Source organism: Sinorhizobium arboris LMG 14919, from assembly GCF_000427465.1.
In the GTDB taxonomy this organism is placed as follows: domain Bacteria; phylum Pseudomonadota; class Alphaproteobacteria; order Rhizobiales; family Rhizobiaceae; genus Sinorhizobium; species Sinorhizobium arboris.
This window is the reverse complement of record NZ_ATYB01000014.1, coordinates 962,821-977,555: the sequence shown is the minus strand read 5'-3', so window position 1 is coordinate 977,555 and position 14,735 is coordinate 962,821. Positions and strand designations below refer to the sequence as shown.

11 protein-coding genes are annotated in these 14,735 nt (G+C 62.7%); 8 read left to right on the top strand and 3 right to left on the bottom strand.

The features are described from left to right. The first annotated feature begins 70 nt into the window (after positions 1–70). The 3 genes from SINAR_RS0115745 (at position 71) to groL (ending at position 3,399) form a co-directional block, all read left to right on the top strand. A complete protein-coding gene (locus SINAR_RS0115745) occupies positions 71–1,264 on the top strand; it encodes an aq_1923 C-terminal domain (protein ID WP_027999997.1) in 1,194 nt (397 codons plus the stop codon). Positions 1,265–1,438: 174 nt separating this feature from the next. Continuing rightward, on the top strand, positions 1,439–1,657 hold the full coding sequence (locus SINAR_RS0115740; protein ID WP_027999996.1) for a hypothetical protein: 219 nt from the start codon (positions 1,439–1,441) through the stop codon (positions 1,655–1,657). Positions 1,658–1,770: 113 nt separating this feature from the next. Continuing rightward, positions 1,771–3,399: a chaperonin GroEL gene (gene groL, locus SINAR_RS0115735; protein WP_027999995.1), complete on the top strand. Its 1,629-nt coding sequence runs from the start codon at positions 1,771–1,773 to the stop codon at positions 3,397–3,399. Positions 3,400–3,585: 186 nt separating this feature from the next. Here the strand turns inward: groL and SINAR_RS0115730 are convergent, their stop codons facing one another. Together SINAR_RS0115730 and aspS are read right to left on the bottom strand one after the other, a co-directional pair. Continuing rightward, a complete protein-coding gene (locus SINAR_RS0115730; RefSeq protein ID WP_027999994.1) occupies positions 3,586–3,966 on the bottom strand; it encodes a rhodanese-like domain-containing protein in 381 nt (126 codons plus the stop codon). Between the two features lie 117 nt (positions 3,967–4,083). Continuing rightward, positions 4,084–5,871 (bottom strand): aspartate--tRNA ligase, encoded by a 1,788-nt coding sequence (aspS, locus tag SINAR_RS0115725; protein ID WP_027999993.1) that lies wholly within the window; start codon positions 5,869–5,871, stop codon positions 4,084–4,086. A 301-nt stretch (positions 5,872–6,172) separates the two neighbouring features. Here aspS and SINAR_RS0115715 point away from each other — a divergent pair, with 301 nt between their 5' ends. From SINAR_RS0115715 to SINAR_RS0115695, 5 genes are all read left to right on the top strand, one after another. Continuing rightward, positions 6,173–7,408: an MFS transporter gene (locus SINAR_RS0115715; protein ID WP_027999992.1), complete on the top strand. Its 1,236-nt coding sequence runs from the start codon at positions 6,173–6,175 to the stop codon at positions 7,406–7,408. A 146-nt stretch (positions 7,409–7,554) separates the two neighbouring features. Beyond that, complete coding sequence (locus SINAR_RS0115710; protein ID WP_027999991.1) at positions 7,555–9,012, top strand: multicopper oxidase family protein; 1,458 nt, start codon at positions 7,555–7,557, stop codon at positions 9,010–9,012. A gap of 82 nt (positions 9,013–9,094) precedes the next feature. Then, positions 9,095–10,246 (top strand): ribonuclease D, encoded by a 1,152-nt coding sequence (rnd, locus tag SINAR_RS0115705; protein WP_027999990.1) that lies wholly within the window; start codon positions 9,095–9,097, stop codon positions 10,244–10,246. 253 nt (positions 10,247–10,499) lie between these two features. Beyond that, the gene (cya2, locus tag SINAR_RS0115700) at positions 10,500–11,567 is read left to right on the top strand and encodes an adenylate cyclase Cya2 (protein WP_027999989.1); all 1,068 of its coding nucleotides are present in this window, start codon (positions 10,500–10,502) and stop codon (positions 11,565–11,567) included. A gap of 118 nt (positions 11,568–11,685) precedes the next feature. Further along, positions 11,686–13,044 carry an esterase-like activity of phytase family protein gene (locus tag SINAR_RS0115695; protein WP_027999988.1) on the top strand — a complete coding sequence of 453 codons (1,359 nt, stop codon included), beginning with the start codon at positions 11,686–11,688 and terminating at the stop codon, positions 13,042–13,044. Positions 13,045–13,204: 160 nt separating this feature from the next. Here SINAR_RS0115695 and ppx read toward each other — a convergent pair whose 3' ends face one another. Beyond that, the gene (gene ppx, locus SINAR_RS0115690) at positions 13,205–14,728 is read right to left on the bottom strand and encodes an exopolyphosphatase (protein ID WP_027999987.1); all 1,524 of its coding nucleotides are present in this window, start codon (positions 14,726–14,728) and stop codon (positions 13,205–13,207) included. Positions 14,729–14,735 lie beyond the last annotated feature (7 nt).

Here is a 14,735-nt window from a genome sequence, read left to right as displayed (position 1 = left end):
AAGATCACTCACTCGGAAATAAGCGATCCAGACACAGATTTGCAATCAAACCATTTCATAGGGAACTCCAATGGTACATACGCGCAAAGTCCGCCTGATGCTGGCCAGCGCCGCCCTCCTTATCCTCGCAGGACCGGCCATGGCCCTGGACGGGGCGGACATGATGAAGAAGCTCGATGCGGCGACGTCAGCCAACGGCACTTCGGTGACCTACGACAAGGCGGAGGCCGACGGCGACGTGGTGACGGTCACCGGCATGAAGCTGCGGGTGACGGCGAAACCCGGCCGGTCCCTCAATATCGGCGAAGTGACATTCGAAGGCGTCGAGGAAACGGACGGCGGCGGCTACTATGCCGAAACCGTCTCCTTTCCTGACATCAATATCAGTGACAAGGACGCAAGCGTCTCGATCAAGGACATCTCGATCGGCGGCCTGTCCATACCGGGCAACCCGGCCGGCACCACGATCGATGACATCCTGCTCTACGAAACGGCCGGCACCGGCCCGATGAGCGTCAACGTCGAAGGCAGGAACGTCTTCACGGCCGAAAGCACGGAAACCAATCTGACGCGACAGGAAGACGGTGCGGGCTTCGATTTCGACGCGACGCTTGCCGGAATCAAGGCGGACCTGTCGGACATCCGGGATGCCAAGGCGAAGGATGCGGTCGAGAAGCTCGGCCTCACGACCCTCGATGGCGGGATCACGATGAAGGGCAGTTGGAAACTGGAAACCGGCAACCTTGCTCTCGATGAATATGCCCTCGACTTCAAGGATGTCGGCCGGCTGAATATCGCCATGAACTTCTCCGGCTACACGCTCCAATTCATGAAGTCGCTGCAGGAGGCGGCCAAAGCGGCGGAAGCCAACCCGAACAGGGAAGAGGCCGACCAGGCCATGGGGCTGGCAATGCTCGGCCTGATGCAGCAGCTTACCTTCAACAGCGCCTCGATCCGTTTCGACGACGCGTCCATCACGAAAAAGGCGCTCGACTACGCCGGCAGTCAGCAGGGCGTCACCGGAGATCAGCTGGCACAATCGCTGAAGGGGCTCGTGCCGATCATGATGGCACAGCTCAATGTCCCGGAGCTCCAGAATCAGGTTACCGGTGCCGTCAACGCCTTTCTCGACAATCCGAAGAGCCTGACGATCAGCGCCGAGCCGGAAAAGCCTGTGCCTTTCCCGATGATCATGGGCGCCGCGATGGGGGCTCCCAATACCATTCCCTCCGTCCTTGGCGTCAAGGTGACGGCGAACGACTGATCGCGCTCATGGCGCGGCGACAGGCTGAATCCCGGCGGCAAGGCCGCCGGTTTTTTTTCATCCGCCCAATCGATGCTATGATGCGGTGCTTGATGCTCGAAAGCGATCGCCTATCTATTTTTTGCGTGCCGACACATTGCGCATTCGCGACCTACGAAGCGGAAGGAGGACGCCATGGGACTGAAGCATTCGGATATCACCGCCATCCTCGGCCCTGTCGACGAAACGCTGATGGCCGAACTTCTTGCGACGGGTGCGACCGCGGGTGAGCTTGCGGAAGCAATCGCCTGGGTCAACAATGACGAGGCCCTGATCGGAGAGGGTCGCCATCTTCCGGCAGGCCGGGTCGCGGCGCTGATCGATATCCTGACGCCCGATGACGACGAGGAGTGAATGCGACCGCAAGCGACGGGGAGCACGGCACGCCTAGCTCCGCTCGCCGTGGGCAGATGAGCAGTGTGCAGCGAGCACGAGGCATTACGGCATTCAATGTCGAGGAGGAATAGATGGCTGCCAAGGAAGTCAAGTTCACCAGCGATGCCCGCGACCGACTGCTGCGCGGGGTGGATATCATGGCCAATGCGGTCCGCGTGACCTTGGGCCCGAAGGGACGAAATGTCGTCATCGACAAGTCCTTCGGTGCGCCGCGGATCACGAAGGACGGCGTTTCGGTTGCCAAGGAAATAGAGCTCGAAGACAAATTCGAGAATATGGGCGCCCAGATGCTGCGCGAGGTGGCGTCGCGTACCAGCGACGTTGCCGGTGACGGCACCACCACCGCCACCGTACTCGCCCAGGCTATCGTCCGGGAGGGAGCAAAGTCCGTCGCCTCGGGTATGAATCCCATGGATCTGAAACGCGGGATCGACCTTGCGGTCGATTCGATTGTCAAGGAACTCGGGACCAACGCCCGCAAGGTCTCCAAAAACGCCGAAATCGCACAGGTGGCGACGATTTCGGCCAATGGCGATGCGGAGATCGGCCGCTATCTCGCCGAGGCAATGGAAAAGGTCGGCAATGAGGGCGTGATTACGGTCGAAGAGGCAAAGACCGCCGAGATCGAGCTCGAGGTCGTCGAGGGAATGCAGTTCGATCGCGGCTATCTCTCGCCCTATTTCATCACCGATCAGGACAAGATGAGAGCCGAGCTCGAAGACGCGTACATTCTGCTGCATGAGAAAAAGCTTTCCAATCTGCAGGCGATGGTCCCAATTCTCGAATCGGTGATCCAGGCCGGCAAACCGCTCCTGATCATTGCCGAAGACGTGGAGGGCGAGGCGCTGGCGACGCTGGTCGTCAACAAGCTTCGCGGCGGTTTGAAGATCGCTGCGGTGAAAGCCCCGGGCTTCGGCGACCGCCGCAAGGCCATGCTGGAGGATATCGCCATCCTGACCGGGGGAACCGTCGTGTCCGAAGAGCTTGGCATCAAGCTCGAGAATGTGACGATGGACACGCTCGGCCGCGCCAAACGCGTCATGGTGGAAAAGGAGACGACGACGATCGTCGACGGAGCCGGATCGAAAGAGGACATCAGCGGCCGCGTCGCTCAGATCAGGGCGCAGATCGAGGACACCAGCTCGGACTACGACAGGGAGAAGCTGCAGGAGCGGCTTGCCAAGCTCGCTGGCGGCGTGGCCGTCATCCGCGTCGGCGGCTCAACCGAGGTCGAGGTCAAGGAGAAGAAGGACCGCGTCGACGACGCACTTCATGCAACGCGTGCGGCGGTCGAGGAAGGCATCCTGCCCGGCGGAGGCGTAGCGCTGCTGCGGTCCGTGGGCGCCCTCAAAGGGCTTGCGACGGCCAATGACGACCAGCGCGTGGGCATCGACATCGTTCGCCGCGCGATTGAAGCGCCGGTGCGCCAAATCGCCGAAAATGCCGGCGCCGAAGGATCGATCATCGTCGGGAAACTGCGCGAGAAGGAGGATTTCGCCTTCGGCTGGAACGCCCAGACCGGAGAGTTCGGGGACCTCTTCGAAATGGGCGTCATCGACCCGGCGAAGGTCGTGCGCGCCGCCTTGCAGGATGCTGCCTCGGTCGCCGGTCTTCTCGTGACCACGGAAGCGATGATCGCCGAGAAACCCAAGAAAGAGGGGCAGCCGCAGATGCCGCCCGGCGGCGGAATGGATTTCTAAGAAAGGGTCCAGGCCACGCAGGCGGCAGGACCGCCGCTGCCGCGACCTTCTCCCCGTTCTGACGCGTTCTGACGGGGAGAAGGGAGCAGGGACAAGTTGCGGGCGCCGCAAGTCTCCTTCGCCCCGCTTGCGGGGAGAATATGCCGGCAGGCGGCTGAGTGGCGGAGCGCCGTTCGATGTGCGCGCCTATGCCGGTTCCGTTTCAATGCCGCTTTCCGCAAGCTCCTTGAAGCCGCCGATGTTGAACACCGACGTGTAACCCATCTCCTGCAGGACTTTGCCGGCAAGTGCCGAACGGCCGCCGGAGGCGCAATGCAGGAGGATGGTCCGGTCCTTCTGAAAGACCGGGTTGTGATATGGGCTTTCCGGGTCTGCCCGGAACTCCAGCATGCCCCGCGAGACGTTCACCGCCCCCTTGACCTTGCCGGTCTGCTGGACCTCCGTCGGATCGCGGACATCCACCACGAGCACATCGCCGGAGCGCATTTTCTCGGCCGCTTCGGCGGGTGACAATTTCTGGACGGCACCATTTGCTTCCGCCAGCAGATCCTTGACGCTCTTGGCCATTGCTCCCCTCCAACCAATCTGCTGCACGCTGCAGCGTGGAAAGGAAACGCCTCGGCGCCCGCCCTGTCAAGGCAGGCGCCGTGAACTTGGCGGTTCCGCTCGGCCCGGCCGGAAGGATCAGTCCTTCTTCTGCGGGATCGGCCGGATCGAAAGTTCCCTCAGTTGCGCCGGCGTCGCCGGAGAAGGCGCGCCCATCAGCAGATCCTGGGCCTGCTGGTTCATCGGGAACAGCGAGATCTCGCGCAGATTCTTGGCGCCGACCAGCAGCATGACGATGCGATCGATGCCGAAGGCCATGCCGCCATGTGGGGGAGCACCGTACTGGAACGCACGGTAGAGACCGCCGAACCGCTCTTCGACGTCGGCTTGGCTCAGGCCCACGTTCTCGAAAGCCTTGACCATCAGTTCCGGCGACTGGTTACGGATCGAGCCCGAGGCGATCTCGAAGCCGTTGCACACCATGTCGTACTGGAACGCCTTGATCGACAGCAGATCGTCGCTCGAAAGCGCCGTCAGACCGCCTTGCGGCATCGAAAAGGGGTTGTGGGCGAAGTCGACACGCTTTTCCTCCTCGTTCCATTCATAGAACGGGAAGTCCACGATCCAGCAAAGCTCGTACCGATCGCGGTCGACGAGGTTCAGTTCCTCGCCGGCCCTGGTGCGAGCCTCGCCGGCGAACTTGTAGAATTTCGCCGGCTCGCCGGCGACGAAGAAGCAGGCGTCGCCATCTTCGAGGCCGAGCTGGGTGCGGATCGCATCGGTACGTTCCTCACCGATATTCTTGGCCAGCGGACCGGCGCCCTCGAGCTTCTCGCCCTCTTTGCGCCAGAAGATGTAGCCGAGACCCGGCTGGCCCTGGCTCTGGGCCCAGGCGTTCATACGGTCGCAGAATGCGCGGGAGCCGCCGGTCCTGGCAGGAATGGCCCAAATCTCCACCTTCGGGTTGGAGGCGATCATGTTGGCGAAGACCTTGAAGCCGGAACCGGCGAAATGCTCGGTGACTTCCTGCATTTCGATGGGGTTGCGCAGATCCGGCTTGTCGGACCCGTATTTGCGGATCGCGGTGTCATAGGGAATGCGCGGGAACTTGTCGGTCACCGGCTTGCCGCCGGCGAAGTCCGAGAAGATCGCCCGGATCATCGGCTCCATGGCGTCCCAGACGTCTTCCTGTTCGACGAAGCTCATCTCGAGATCGAGCTGGTAGAACTCGCCGGGCAGCCGGTCGGCGCGCGGATCCTCGTCGCGGAAGCAGGGGGCAATCTGGAAGTAGCGGTCGAAGCCCGCAACCATCAGGAGCTGCTTGTACTGCTGCGGCGCCTGCGGCAGCGCATAGAAATTGCCCGGATGGATGCGGCTCGGCACCAGGAAGTCGCGCGCACCTTCCGGCGAAGAGGCCGTCAGGATCGGCGTCGTATATTCCGTGAAGCCGATGTCGCCCATCCGCCGGCGCATGGCGGCGATGATCTCGGTGCGCCTGACGATGTTCCTGTGCAGCGTCTCGCGGCGGAGATCCAGGAAACGGTATTTCAGGCGCACGTCTTCCGGATAGTCCGGCTCGCCGAAGACCGGCAGCGGCAGCTCCTTGGCGGCCGAGAGAACCTCGATCTCGCGGGCATAAAGTTCGACCTCGCCGGTGGGCATGTTCTTGTTGACCGTTTCGTCGGTGCGCGCCTTGACGACACCATCGACGCGGATGACCCATTCGCCGCGCACGGTCTCGGCGCTCTTGAAGGCCGGGGAATCCGGATCGGCGACGACCTGGGTCATGCCATAGTGGTCGCGCAGGTCGATGAAGAGCACGCCGCCGTGATCTCGGACGCGGTGAACCCAGCCGGAAAGGCGAACGGTGGAGCCGACATCCGACTTGCGGAGGGCGGCACAGGTGTGGCTGCGGTAACGGTGCATCGTATAGTCCCGGAATTGCTTAAAAGCCGCGCGGCTCGCAGAACGGCGCAGGGCGGCATGGTCAAAGTCGGGCGGAAAAGCGCATGATGCGCCGGTTTTGTCAAGGCCGCAGCACGCCGCCGGCAAGAGCGCCGCCGGGCGGCAGAAACCACCGCTTCGATCACGGCCGCGAGCGGTAAGGCGCAAATTTCGACACGGGCGGTCACAAATTGCTACTGTTCCCGCTCGTCCGCCGCGGTTAAACAGGAGAAAGGGTCGCGTATCGCGCGAGTCGCGGCCGCAATCGGATGCCTCCTGCCCCATGTCCCAGATTCGCCCGCTCATCCCGCTGCTCGTCACCGCAGGCATTCTGATCGGCGGCAACGGGTTGCAGGGCACGTTCATTTCCTTGAGAGCGCTCGAAGAGGGGTTCTCTACCTCGCTGATCGGCGTGATCGGCGCCGGCTACAATGTCGGCTTCGCGATCGGCTGCGTCTATGTCACCCGCATTCTGCGGGCGATCGGCCATATCCGCACCTTCTCGGCAATGGCCGCCATCGCTTCCGCCGCTGCCATCGCCATGGTGCTCATCATCGATCCATGGTTCTGGTTCCTGATGCGGCTCGTAGCCGGCATATGCTTCGCGAGCCTGTTCGCCACGGTGGAGAGCTGGTTGAATGCCAGCGTCACCAATGCCAATCGCGCTCGCACCCTGTCGGTCTATCGCCTCGTCGATCTCGGCTCGGTGACGGCTGCGCAATATGCAATCCCCGGAATCGGGATCGGGGGGTTCGAACTTTTCGCCATCGTCTCGATGGCGCTGACACTCTCGCTCGTTCCGATCTCCTTTGCCGACCGCTCGAGCCCGGTTGCGCCGGAAGCGATACGCTTCGACGTGAAGGCGCTCTGGAACATCTCGCCGCTGGCCACCATCGGCTGCATCGTCGTCGGCCTCACCAATGCCGCGTTCCGTTCGCTCGGACCGATCTATGCGCAGGAGATCGGTCTGTCGGTGACCGCGATCGCGACCTTTATGAGCGCGGGCATCATCGGCGGCGTCGTGCTTCAATATCCGCTCGGATATTATTCCGACCGGCTCGATCGCAGGCTGATCATCCTGGTCGCCACCTTCGGCTCCCTTCTCGCGGGGCTCTTCCTCGCCTTCGTCGCCGGCAGCGACGAGTGGTTGAACTTCGCCGGCATCTTCGCCTTCGGCGCCTTCGCGATGCCGCTCTTCTCGCTCTGCTCCGCGCATGCCAACGACCATGCGGCGGAGGGCCAGCATGCGCTGGTTTCCGCCGGCATGCTTTTCTTCTGGTCGCTCGGAGCCATCATTGGACCGCTCCTGGCGTCCTTCCTGCTCGAGATCTTCGAACCGCAGGTGCTTTTCGTCTATATGGCAGCTGTCCTGGCTCTCTTCATGCTCTACACGCTCCGGCGCATGACTGCGCGCAAGCCCGTTCCAACCGAGGAACGGTCGATGCGCTTCCGCAGCCTTCTGCGCACATCGTCATTCTTCAACAAACTTGCAGGCGGCCAGACGCGGAAGGAACCTTGATCCCTTCGGGCGACAGCGGGGCGCGGGCCCGCCTAATTGCTGAAAGTGAAAATCAGGTTTAATAACGGGCCGGATCGTTTTCGCAGGGCGAAACGACCTCGCCGCGCACGCCCCTTTTACTCGGGAACAGACAAGCAAAGATACCGATGCTAAACCGCCGAATATTTCTCCAGGGTTCAGCCGCGCTTGGGGGCGCCTTCGCGCTCGGCGCCGGTCTTGCCGCCAGGGCCGGGGCAGCCCCCGACCCGCAGATCCTGACGGCGCGGTTCACCGAGGCGCAGATCGCGGCCGGCGGCATCACCCCCCGGGTCATGACCTATGATCCCCGGGTCATGGTCCATGATCCCCGGGGCATGGCCCATGATCCCGCGGTCATGGCCCGTGATCCCGGCAAAGCGGCAACCGCCGGCATGCCGCCCGTCCTCAGGATGCGCAAAGGCGAGCCTTTCGCAGCGAGACTGGTCAACCGTCTCGACGAACCGACGACCGTCCACTGGCACGGTCTGAGGATCGCCAATGCGATGGACGGCGTGCCGCAAATGACGCAGCCATATGTCTATCCCGGCGACGGCTTCGACTATCTCTTCACGCCGCCGGATGCCGGCACCTTCTGGTACCATCCGCATTGCAACACGCTGATGCAGATGGGGAGCGGCCTGACAGGCGTGATCGTCGTAGAGAACCCGGAGGACCCGGTCTTCGATTCGGAGATCGTCCTCAATCTCAGGGACTGGCGGCTCGGGGCCAACGGCGAATTCATCGCCCCTTTCAAACCGCGCGACGCGGCGCGCGGCGGGACATATGGGACGGTGAGAACCGCGAACTGGCGGCGGGAGCCGGTCTACGACGCTCCGGCCGGCGGGCTCGTCCGGGTCAGAATCGCCGCCACCGACGTCACGCGTATCTACACGATCGGGCTCGAAGGCGCCGGGGCCAAGGTGATTGCACTCGACGGCAACCCCGTCGAAGTCCCCTTCGCCCTCGACCGGCTCGACCTCGGCCCCGGCCAGCGCGCCGACCTTGCGCTTCGCATGCCGGAAAGTGAGGGCGAGCGCGCCAGGCTCGGCAATCTCCGAGGCTCCGCCCCCTGGACGATCGCGGCCTTTCGGGCAGTCGGCACTTCGCTGAAGCGGGACCTCGGGGATGACGCGCCTCTGCCCCCGAACCCTATTGCAGAGGCCGACCTTTCGACGGCCAAGCGGATTCCGATCGATCTGACGGCAACGGCCGAGCACAAGGCGACCGCCTCGATCTGCGGCTCGCTCGGTTATACGTTTTGGGCAATCAACAAAGTTCCATGGCCCGGCGACACGCCCGATCCGGTCGCGCCGATCGAGGAACTCAAACTCGGAAAAAGCTACGTGCTGGAGATTGCAAACCGCACGCCGCATGCCCATCCGATCCACCTGCATGGCTTGAGCTTCCGCGTCCTCGCCTCGAATAAACGGAGCCTGCTGCCGCCACCGACCGACACGATCCTGCTCATGCCGGACGAGCAGGCGCAGCTCGCACTGGTCGCGGACAATCCCGGAGACTGGGTCTTCCATTGCCATATCATCGAACATCAGAAGACCGGTATGTCGGCTTATTTCCGGGTCGCCTGACAATTTCGATTGTGACAGGTGCCGTGAAACGGTACACGGGAAAGCTCAAAGCCGCATTTTTGCCACAGTGATTTAAAGCCCGATGATTCAAACGACAGCAGATCTTGAGGCCGCCTGCCGAGAGCTGGCCCGTTCAAGCTATATTACGATCGATACGGAGTTCCTGCGCGAAACCACGTTCTGGCCGGAGCTGTGCCTCATTCAGATGGCGAACCCGGAAATGGCCGTCATCGTCGATCCGATGGCACCGGGGATCGACCTTGCCCCCTTCTTCGCGCTCATGGGCAACCCCGATGTCGTGAAGGTGTTTCACGCCGCCAGGCAGGACATCGAGATCATCCACCATCTGGGAAATCTCATCCCTCATCCCCTCTTCGACACTCAGGTCGCCGCCATGGTCTGCGGATTCGGCGACAGCGTCTCCTATGACCAGCTCGTCAACCGAATCAAGAACGAACATATCGACAAGTCCTCGCGCTTTACCGATTGGAGCCGCAGACCATTAAGCGACAAGCAGCTCGACTACGCGCTGGCCGATGTGACTCATCTGAGGGAGATCTATCATTATCTCACCAAGGAATTGGAACGCGAGGGCCGCTCCTCCTGGCTTGCGGAGGAAATGGCGATCCTCGAAAGCCGGGAAACCTACGACCTCCACCCGGACAAAGCCTGGCAACGGCTGAAGATGCGGGTGAGAAAGCCGATCGAGCTTGCAGTCCTTCAGAAGGTGGCGGCGTGGCGCGAGCGCGAGGCGCGGGCCCGCAACGTGCCGCGCGGACGAATTATCAAGGATGATGCGATCTACGAGATCGCGCAGCAGCAGCCGAAGGATGCCGAGGCGCTCGGCCGCCTCAGGACCATTCCCAAGGGCTGGGAGCGCTCCAGTGCAGGCGCGGCCCTCATCGAGGCCGTCGGCGAAGCCCTGGCGATTCCGAGGGCCGAGCTGCCGCGCCTGCCGCGCCAGAACCACGCGCCCGAAGGCGCCGCGGCGGCGAGCGAGCTGCTGAAAGTACTTTTGAAGCTCATCTCCGAAAAGGAGGGCGTTGCGGCCAAGATCATTGCCAACAGCGATGATCTTGACAGGATTGCAGCCGAGGGCGAAGGCGCCGACGTCGCTGCGCTCAGGGGCTGGCGGCGTGAACTCTTCGGCGACACGGCGCTGAAGCTCATCAATGGCGAGGTGGCATTGCGCTTCGTCGACAAAAAGATCGAGGCGATGGAAATCGGCGGTTGAAACCGCCACCCGACGACAATTTTCCGCCCGAATCCGAGCTTAGCCGAGGCACTCGACTGATCGCAGCAAGTGGTTGCGGTCAGCTATTTCTAGGTGGCGAGCCGCACCGCCCGCCCGCGTGCTCACAACTGCATGTCTCCTTCAGTCGTGCCCGATTGAAGGAGAAAGCATGTAGCCACTCAAAGTCCTAAAGCGACCTTTGCGCGACTGACAAGACGGGCGGCGCCAGGTCTCCGATTCCGAGGCTGTCCACATGCGCTGGAGATTTTCCACGCTCGAGATCATTCTTTTGGTGCTCGTCGTTGCCGGCAGCGGCATGGCTTATGCATGGGTGGTCTACGGCGGCGGCGGCCTGATCGGGGCGACCTATGCGCTCTTCATGTGCATGCCGGTTCTCGCCTTTGAAAGGCACATCATTTTCCGACGTCTTCACCGGTGGATACACGGCTCGGCGACGCCGGCGTTTGTTCTCGCGTCCCTCGCCGTCTACTTCCTGTTCGTCAACGTCGGTTACGCGGCCGCCGGGCTGCTTTTGCACGTCGCCGGCGTAATGCGCGAAAGCAGAACTGAGGCCATGCTGCCATCGCTCAATGTGCTGGCATACGCGCTTGCGACTTCCGGTCCGATCATCTTCGTTCTCAGGGTGCGCGAATTGCTCGGCCGCGACATTTTTCTGAGCCTGCTGACCGGGCGCTACCGCAAGCCGGTGCAGGAGGAGCGCGTATTCCTCTTCATTGATCTCGCCGGATCGACGTCGCTTGCCGAGCGCTTCGGCGATCTGCGCATGCAGGAGTATCTGGGAAAGCTGTTCGCAACCATGGCTGATCCCGTGCTGCGCTATGGCGGGTCCATCGACGATTATGTCGGCGACGCTGCCGTGATCACCTGGCCGTACGACCGTGCCGTTGCGGATGCGGCCTGCATCCGCTGCGTGTTCGACATCCTCGAGCAGATCGAGGCGGACGCCCATCGCTGGCGAAAGGATTACGGCGAGGTGCCGCGCCTGCGCGCCGCCCTTCATGGCGGCACGATCGTTGCTGCAGAGATCGGCGTCGACAAACACAAGATCACTTATTTCGGCGACACGGTGAACACGACGGCGCGCCTCGAGGGCCTCTGCCGAACGCTCGACCGCCAGGTGTTGATCTCGGCCGATCTGCTTCGCCGCCTGCGCCCGCCCGTCTTCGTCCGTTGCGAGGATCTCGGCGAGCACGAGGTCAAGGGCCGCGGCCAGCGGCTCGCGGTGTTGTCGCTCGGCACAGGCGAGCCGGTCGACAAGGGCAAGGGGGCAAGCAGCCGTGCAGCTTCGCTCCCTTCGTGATCGACATCGGTCATGCGGCCGGTCACAGAAGCTTCACACCACCGTAAAGCAAACATCAAACAGCCGTCATGAAAGCCGCCTATCGGGTTCATCTGAACTCCAGCCCGAGGTGAACTTCATGACGAAATCCATTCTGGCCACGATGGCGGTGATCCTGCTGACGTCGAGCGCGGCGCTTGCGGAGGAAACGGCCTTTCCCGCAACGCTCAAAGCGCATGCGATCCTTCCCGCAAACACGATCATCGCCGCGCCGGCGGATGCCGCGGAGTACCTCAAGACCTCGGGCAAGTTCTCGACCGCCGACCGCAAGCGCGCCACGGAGCTCGGCAGCGTCCCCGGCAAGGACGGCATCCGCGCGACCGGTCTGTCGCTTCCCTTCAACGGCCAGCCCATGCAGGGTTTCTCCGGCATCAAGGCGATGGAGGACGGCACGTTCTGGAGCCTGTCGGACAATGGCTTCGGCAACAAACTGAACTCCACCGACGCCATGCTTATGCTCCACCATCTCAAGATCGACTGGGATGCGGGCAAGGCCGAGGCGTTGAAGACCCTGTTTTTGTCCGATCCCGACCGTAAGGCCCCCTTCCCCATCGTCATGGAAGGCTCGGCCACCCGCTATCTGACAGGCGGCGACTTCGACGTCGAATCCATTCAGCCGGTCGCCGACGGCTTCTGGGTCGGCGAGGAATTCGGCCCTTATATCCTGAAGTTCGACACAGCCGGCAAGCTCACCGATGTCATTCCGACTGTTGTCGAGGACAAGCCCGTGCTCTCGCCCGACAATCCGGCACTGACGCTGCAGGGCGATCCCTCCAAAAAGGCACCAGCCTTCAACCTGAAACGCTCCGGCGGCTACGAAGGACTGGCACTTTCGAAGGACGGCTCGAAACTCTACGGCTTGCTCGAAGGGCCGATCTGGGCAGACAGCGAATCCGTTGAGCAAGCGGACGGCCGGCCGGCTCTCAGGATCCTCGAGCTTGACGTCGCTACCAAGGCCTGGACCGGGCGCAGCTGGCTCTATCCGCTCGCCGAAGGCGGCGAAGCGATCGGCGACTTCAACATGCTCGACGAGAAGACCGCGCTGGTGATCGAGCGCGACAACGGCGCCGGCACCGCCGACAAGGCCTGTGCGGACCCCAAGAACCCGCAGCCGGATTGCTTCGCCGTCGGGTCGAAGCTGAAGCGGATCTACAAGATCGCGATGGGCGACGAGAACGTCGGCAAGGCCGTGCGCAAGATCGGCTATATCGACCTGCTGAACATCGCCGATCCGGACAACCGCAAGCGGCAGGGCGGCGGCGAGGGCTATTACGACATGCCCTTCGTCACCATCGAGAATGTCGACCGCGTGGACGAGGCGCATATTGTCGTCGGCAACGACAATAACCTTCCCTTCTCCGCCGGGCGTTCGCTCGACAAGGCCGACGACAACGAGTTCGTGCTCCTCGAAGTGGGCGAGTTCCTGAAGGCCGAGTAAGTCGCCCGAACATCGCTCGTCGCGCCGACCGGCATTGCTTTTCGGCGCCGCGAACGCGGCGCTGCCCTGATCGCTGCGACAACGAGCGCAGGGATGAGGGCACAGGGGTGTGCCGCGCCTTATTGACGCGTCCGGTTCGAGCGCACACTCGAAAGAACATTCAGCGTTCGAAGCAGAAGGCGAGCTTTTTGCCGGTCAGCTTGCCGAGCTGCTGGAGCCGGCCATCGAGGCGCTCGCCCTCGAAATCGGCATAGGCAGCCGGGACGACGAATTCCAGATCGATGTCGGGATTCGAAGATTGCCTGAGGGTGAGATGGCGCGCCACACCCGGCATGGAGGCCGAAAAGAGATAGGCGACGCGCAACAGCCCTCCCAGGAGCTTCGCCAGTTCATGCAGGCGCGGCGTCGTGATGCCGGCGAGCGGGCTCGTGGCGCCGTCGTCGTTGAGCCCTTCGAACCGGTAGTAATTCGCGAGCGCGATATAAGCTCGCCCCGCATGGGTGATGCCGGTGAAGGCCGAATGGGCAATAATGTTCAGCGCCTGCAGACCGCGATAGTCCGGATGCGCCCGCCAGCTGATATCCGCCAACAGACAAGCAGCCTGACGGTAGCGCCTCTCCTCTTCCGTTTCCTCGACACCGAAGAACGGCACCAGGCGACCGGTCCATTGAGCCAGCTCGCGCGCATGTTCCGGCGAGCGGGCGCGAAGGATGGCGAGTTCGTTGGCGGCCGTCAGCAGCGGATCCTGCTGGCGTTCCTCCTCGGAAAGCAGCGAAAAGAGATAGCCCTCGCGAACCCCGAGCGCGGAAAAGGAGATGCGCTCGGGCTTCATGATGGAGATTGCCTCCTGCATCGTCACCGCCCCGAAGGGCAGCAGGTTCCGGCGGCTCTTGGAAATCGTAGCATAGGCGGAGGGCTTGATATTCTTCGGCTCGATCACTTCCGCAAGGATCGCCAGCGCCTCCTCATAGGAGATCTCGTAGCCCTGCATCATGTGCAGCGGGTAATCGTGCATCTCCATGTGCAACTTGGCGATCGCTCGCCAGGTTCCGCCCACGGCATAGAAGGTCCGTCCGGTCCCCTTCCTCAGGACCTCGGTATTTTTCATGAACTTGCGGACCCAGGTTCGCGCCTTGCTCAGCGAGCCGCTCGAATGTTCGAAGAGGCGAATGCCGCCCAGCGGCAGCGTTATACCTTTGCCGATCCGCTTGCCGCTCACGTCGACCAGCTCGAGCGAGCCGCCGCCGAGGTCGCCGACGACACCGTCCGGCTCATGGTAACCGCCGACGATACCCATGGCCGAGTAATAGGCCTCCTCCTCGCCACTCAGGATTTTCACCCTTTGCCCGAGGATGGCTTCCGCCCTTTCGATGAAGGCAGCTCCGTTGGTGGCCTCGCGCGCCGCAGCGGTCGCGAGCACATACATCTCTGTCGCGCGCGCCTGGTCGGAGAGCGCACGAAAGCGGTGCAGCGCCCTCAGCGCCCGCGCAACGCTTTCCTCCTCCATGCGGCCGGTCGCATCGATGCCCTTGCCGAGGCCGCACATCACCTTCTCGTTGAAAAGCATTGCCGGCGAACGACTCAGCCCTTCATAGACGACGAGGCGAATGGAGTTGGAGCCGATATCCACAACGGAGACCGGGCGGATGCCGGGCAGACGTCCCTGCGCTTCAGATTCGACCATGCAATTC

Excerpts from the sequence above, each read along its gene's own strand:
- SINAR_RS0115710 (WP_027999991.1), top strand. The coding sequence starts at position 7,555 with ATGCTAAACCGCCGAATATTTCTCCAGGGTTCAGCCGCGCTTGGGGGC.
- groL (WP_027999995.1), top strand. The coding sequence starts at position 1,771 with ATGGCTGCCAAGGAAGTCAAGTTCACCAGCGATGCCCGCGACCGACTG.
- cya2 (WP_027999989.1), top strand. The coding sequence starts at position 10,500 with ATGCGCTGGAGATTTTCCACGCTCGAGATCATTCTTTTGGTGCTCGTC.
- ppx (WP_027999987.1), bottom strand. The coding sequence starts at position 14,728 with ATGGTCGAATCTGAAGCGCAGGGACGTCTGCCCGGCATCCGCCCGGTC.
- rnd (WP_027999990.1), top strand. The coding sequence starts at position 9,095 with ATGATTCAAACGACAGCAGATCTTGAGGCCGCCTGCCGAGAGCTGGCC.
- SINAR_RS0115740 (WP_027999996.1), top strand. The coding sequence starts at position 1,439 with ATGGGACTGAAGCATTCGGATATCACCGCCATCCTCGGCCCTGTCGAC.
- aspS (WP_027999993.1), bottom strand. The coding sequence starts at position 5,871 with ATGCACCGTTACCGCAGCCACACCTGTGCCGCCCTCCGCAAGTCGGAT.
- SINAR_RS0115695 (WP_027999988.1), top strand. The coding sequence starts at position 11,686 with ATGACGAAATCCATTCTGGCCACGATGGCGGTGATCCTGCTGACGTCG.
- SINAR_RS0115715 (WP_027999992.1), top strand. The coding sequence starts at position 6,173 with ATGTCCCAGATTCGCCCGCTCATCCCGCTGCTCGTCACCGCAGGCATT.
- SINAR_RS0115730 (WP_027999994.1), bottom strand. The coding sequence starts at position 3,966 with ATGGCCAAGAGCGTCAAGGATCTGCTGGCGGAAGCAAATGGTGCCGTC.
- SINAR_RS0115745 (WP_027999997.1), top strand. The coding sequence starts at position 71 with ATGGTACATACGCGCAAAGTCCGCCTGATGCTGGCCAGCGCCGCCCTC.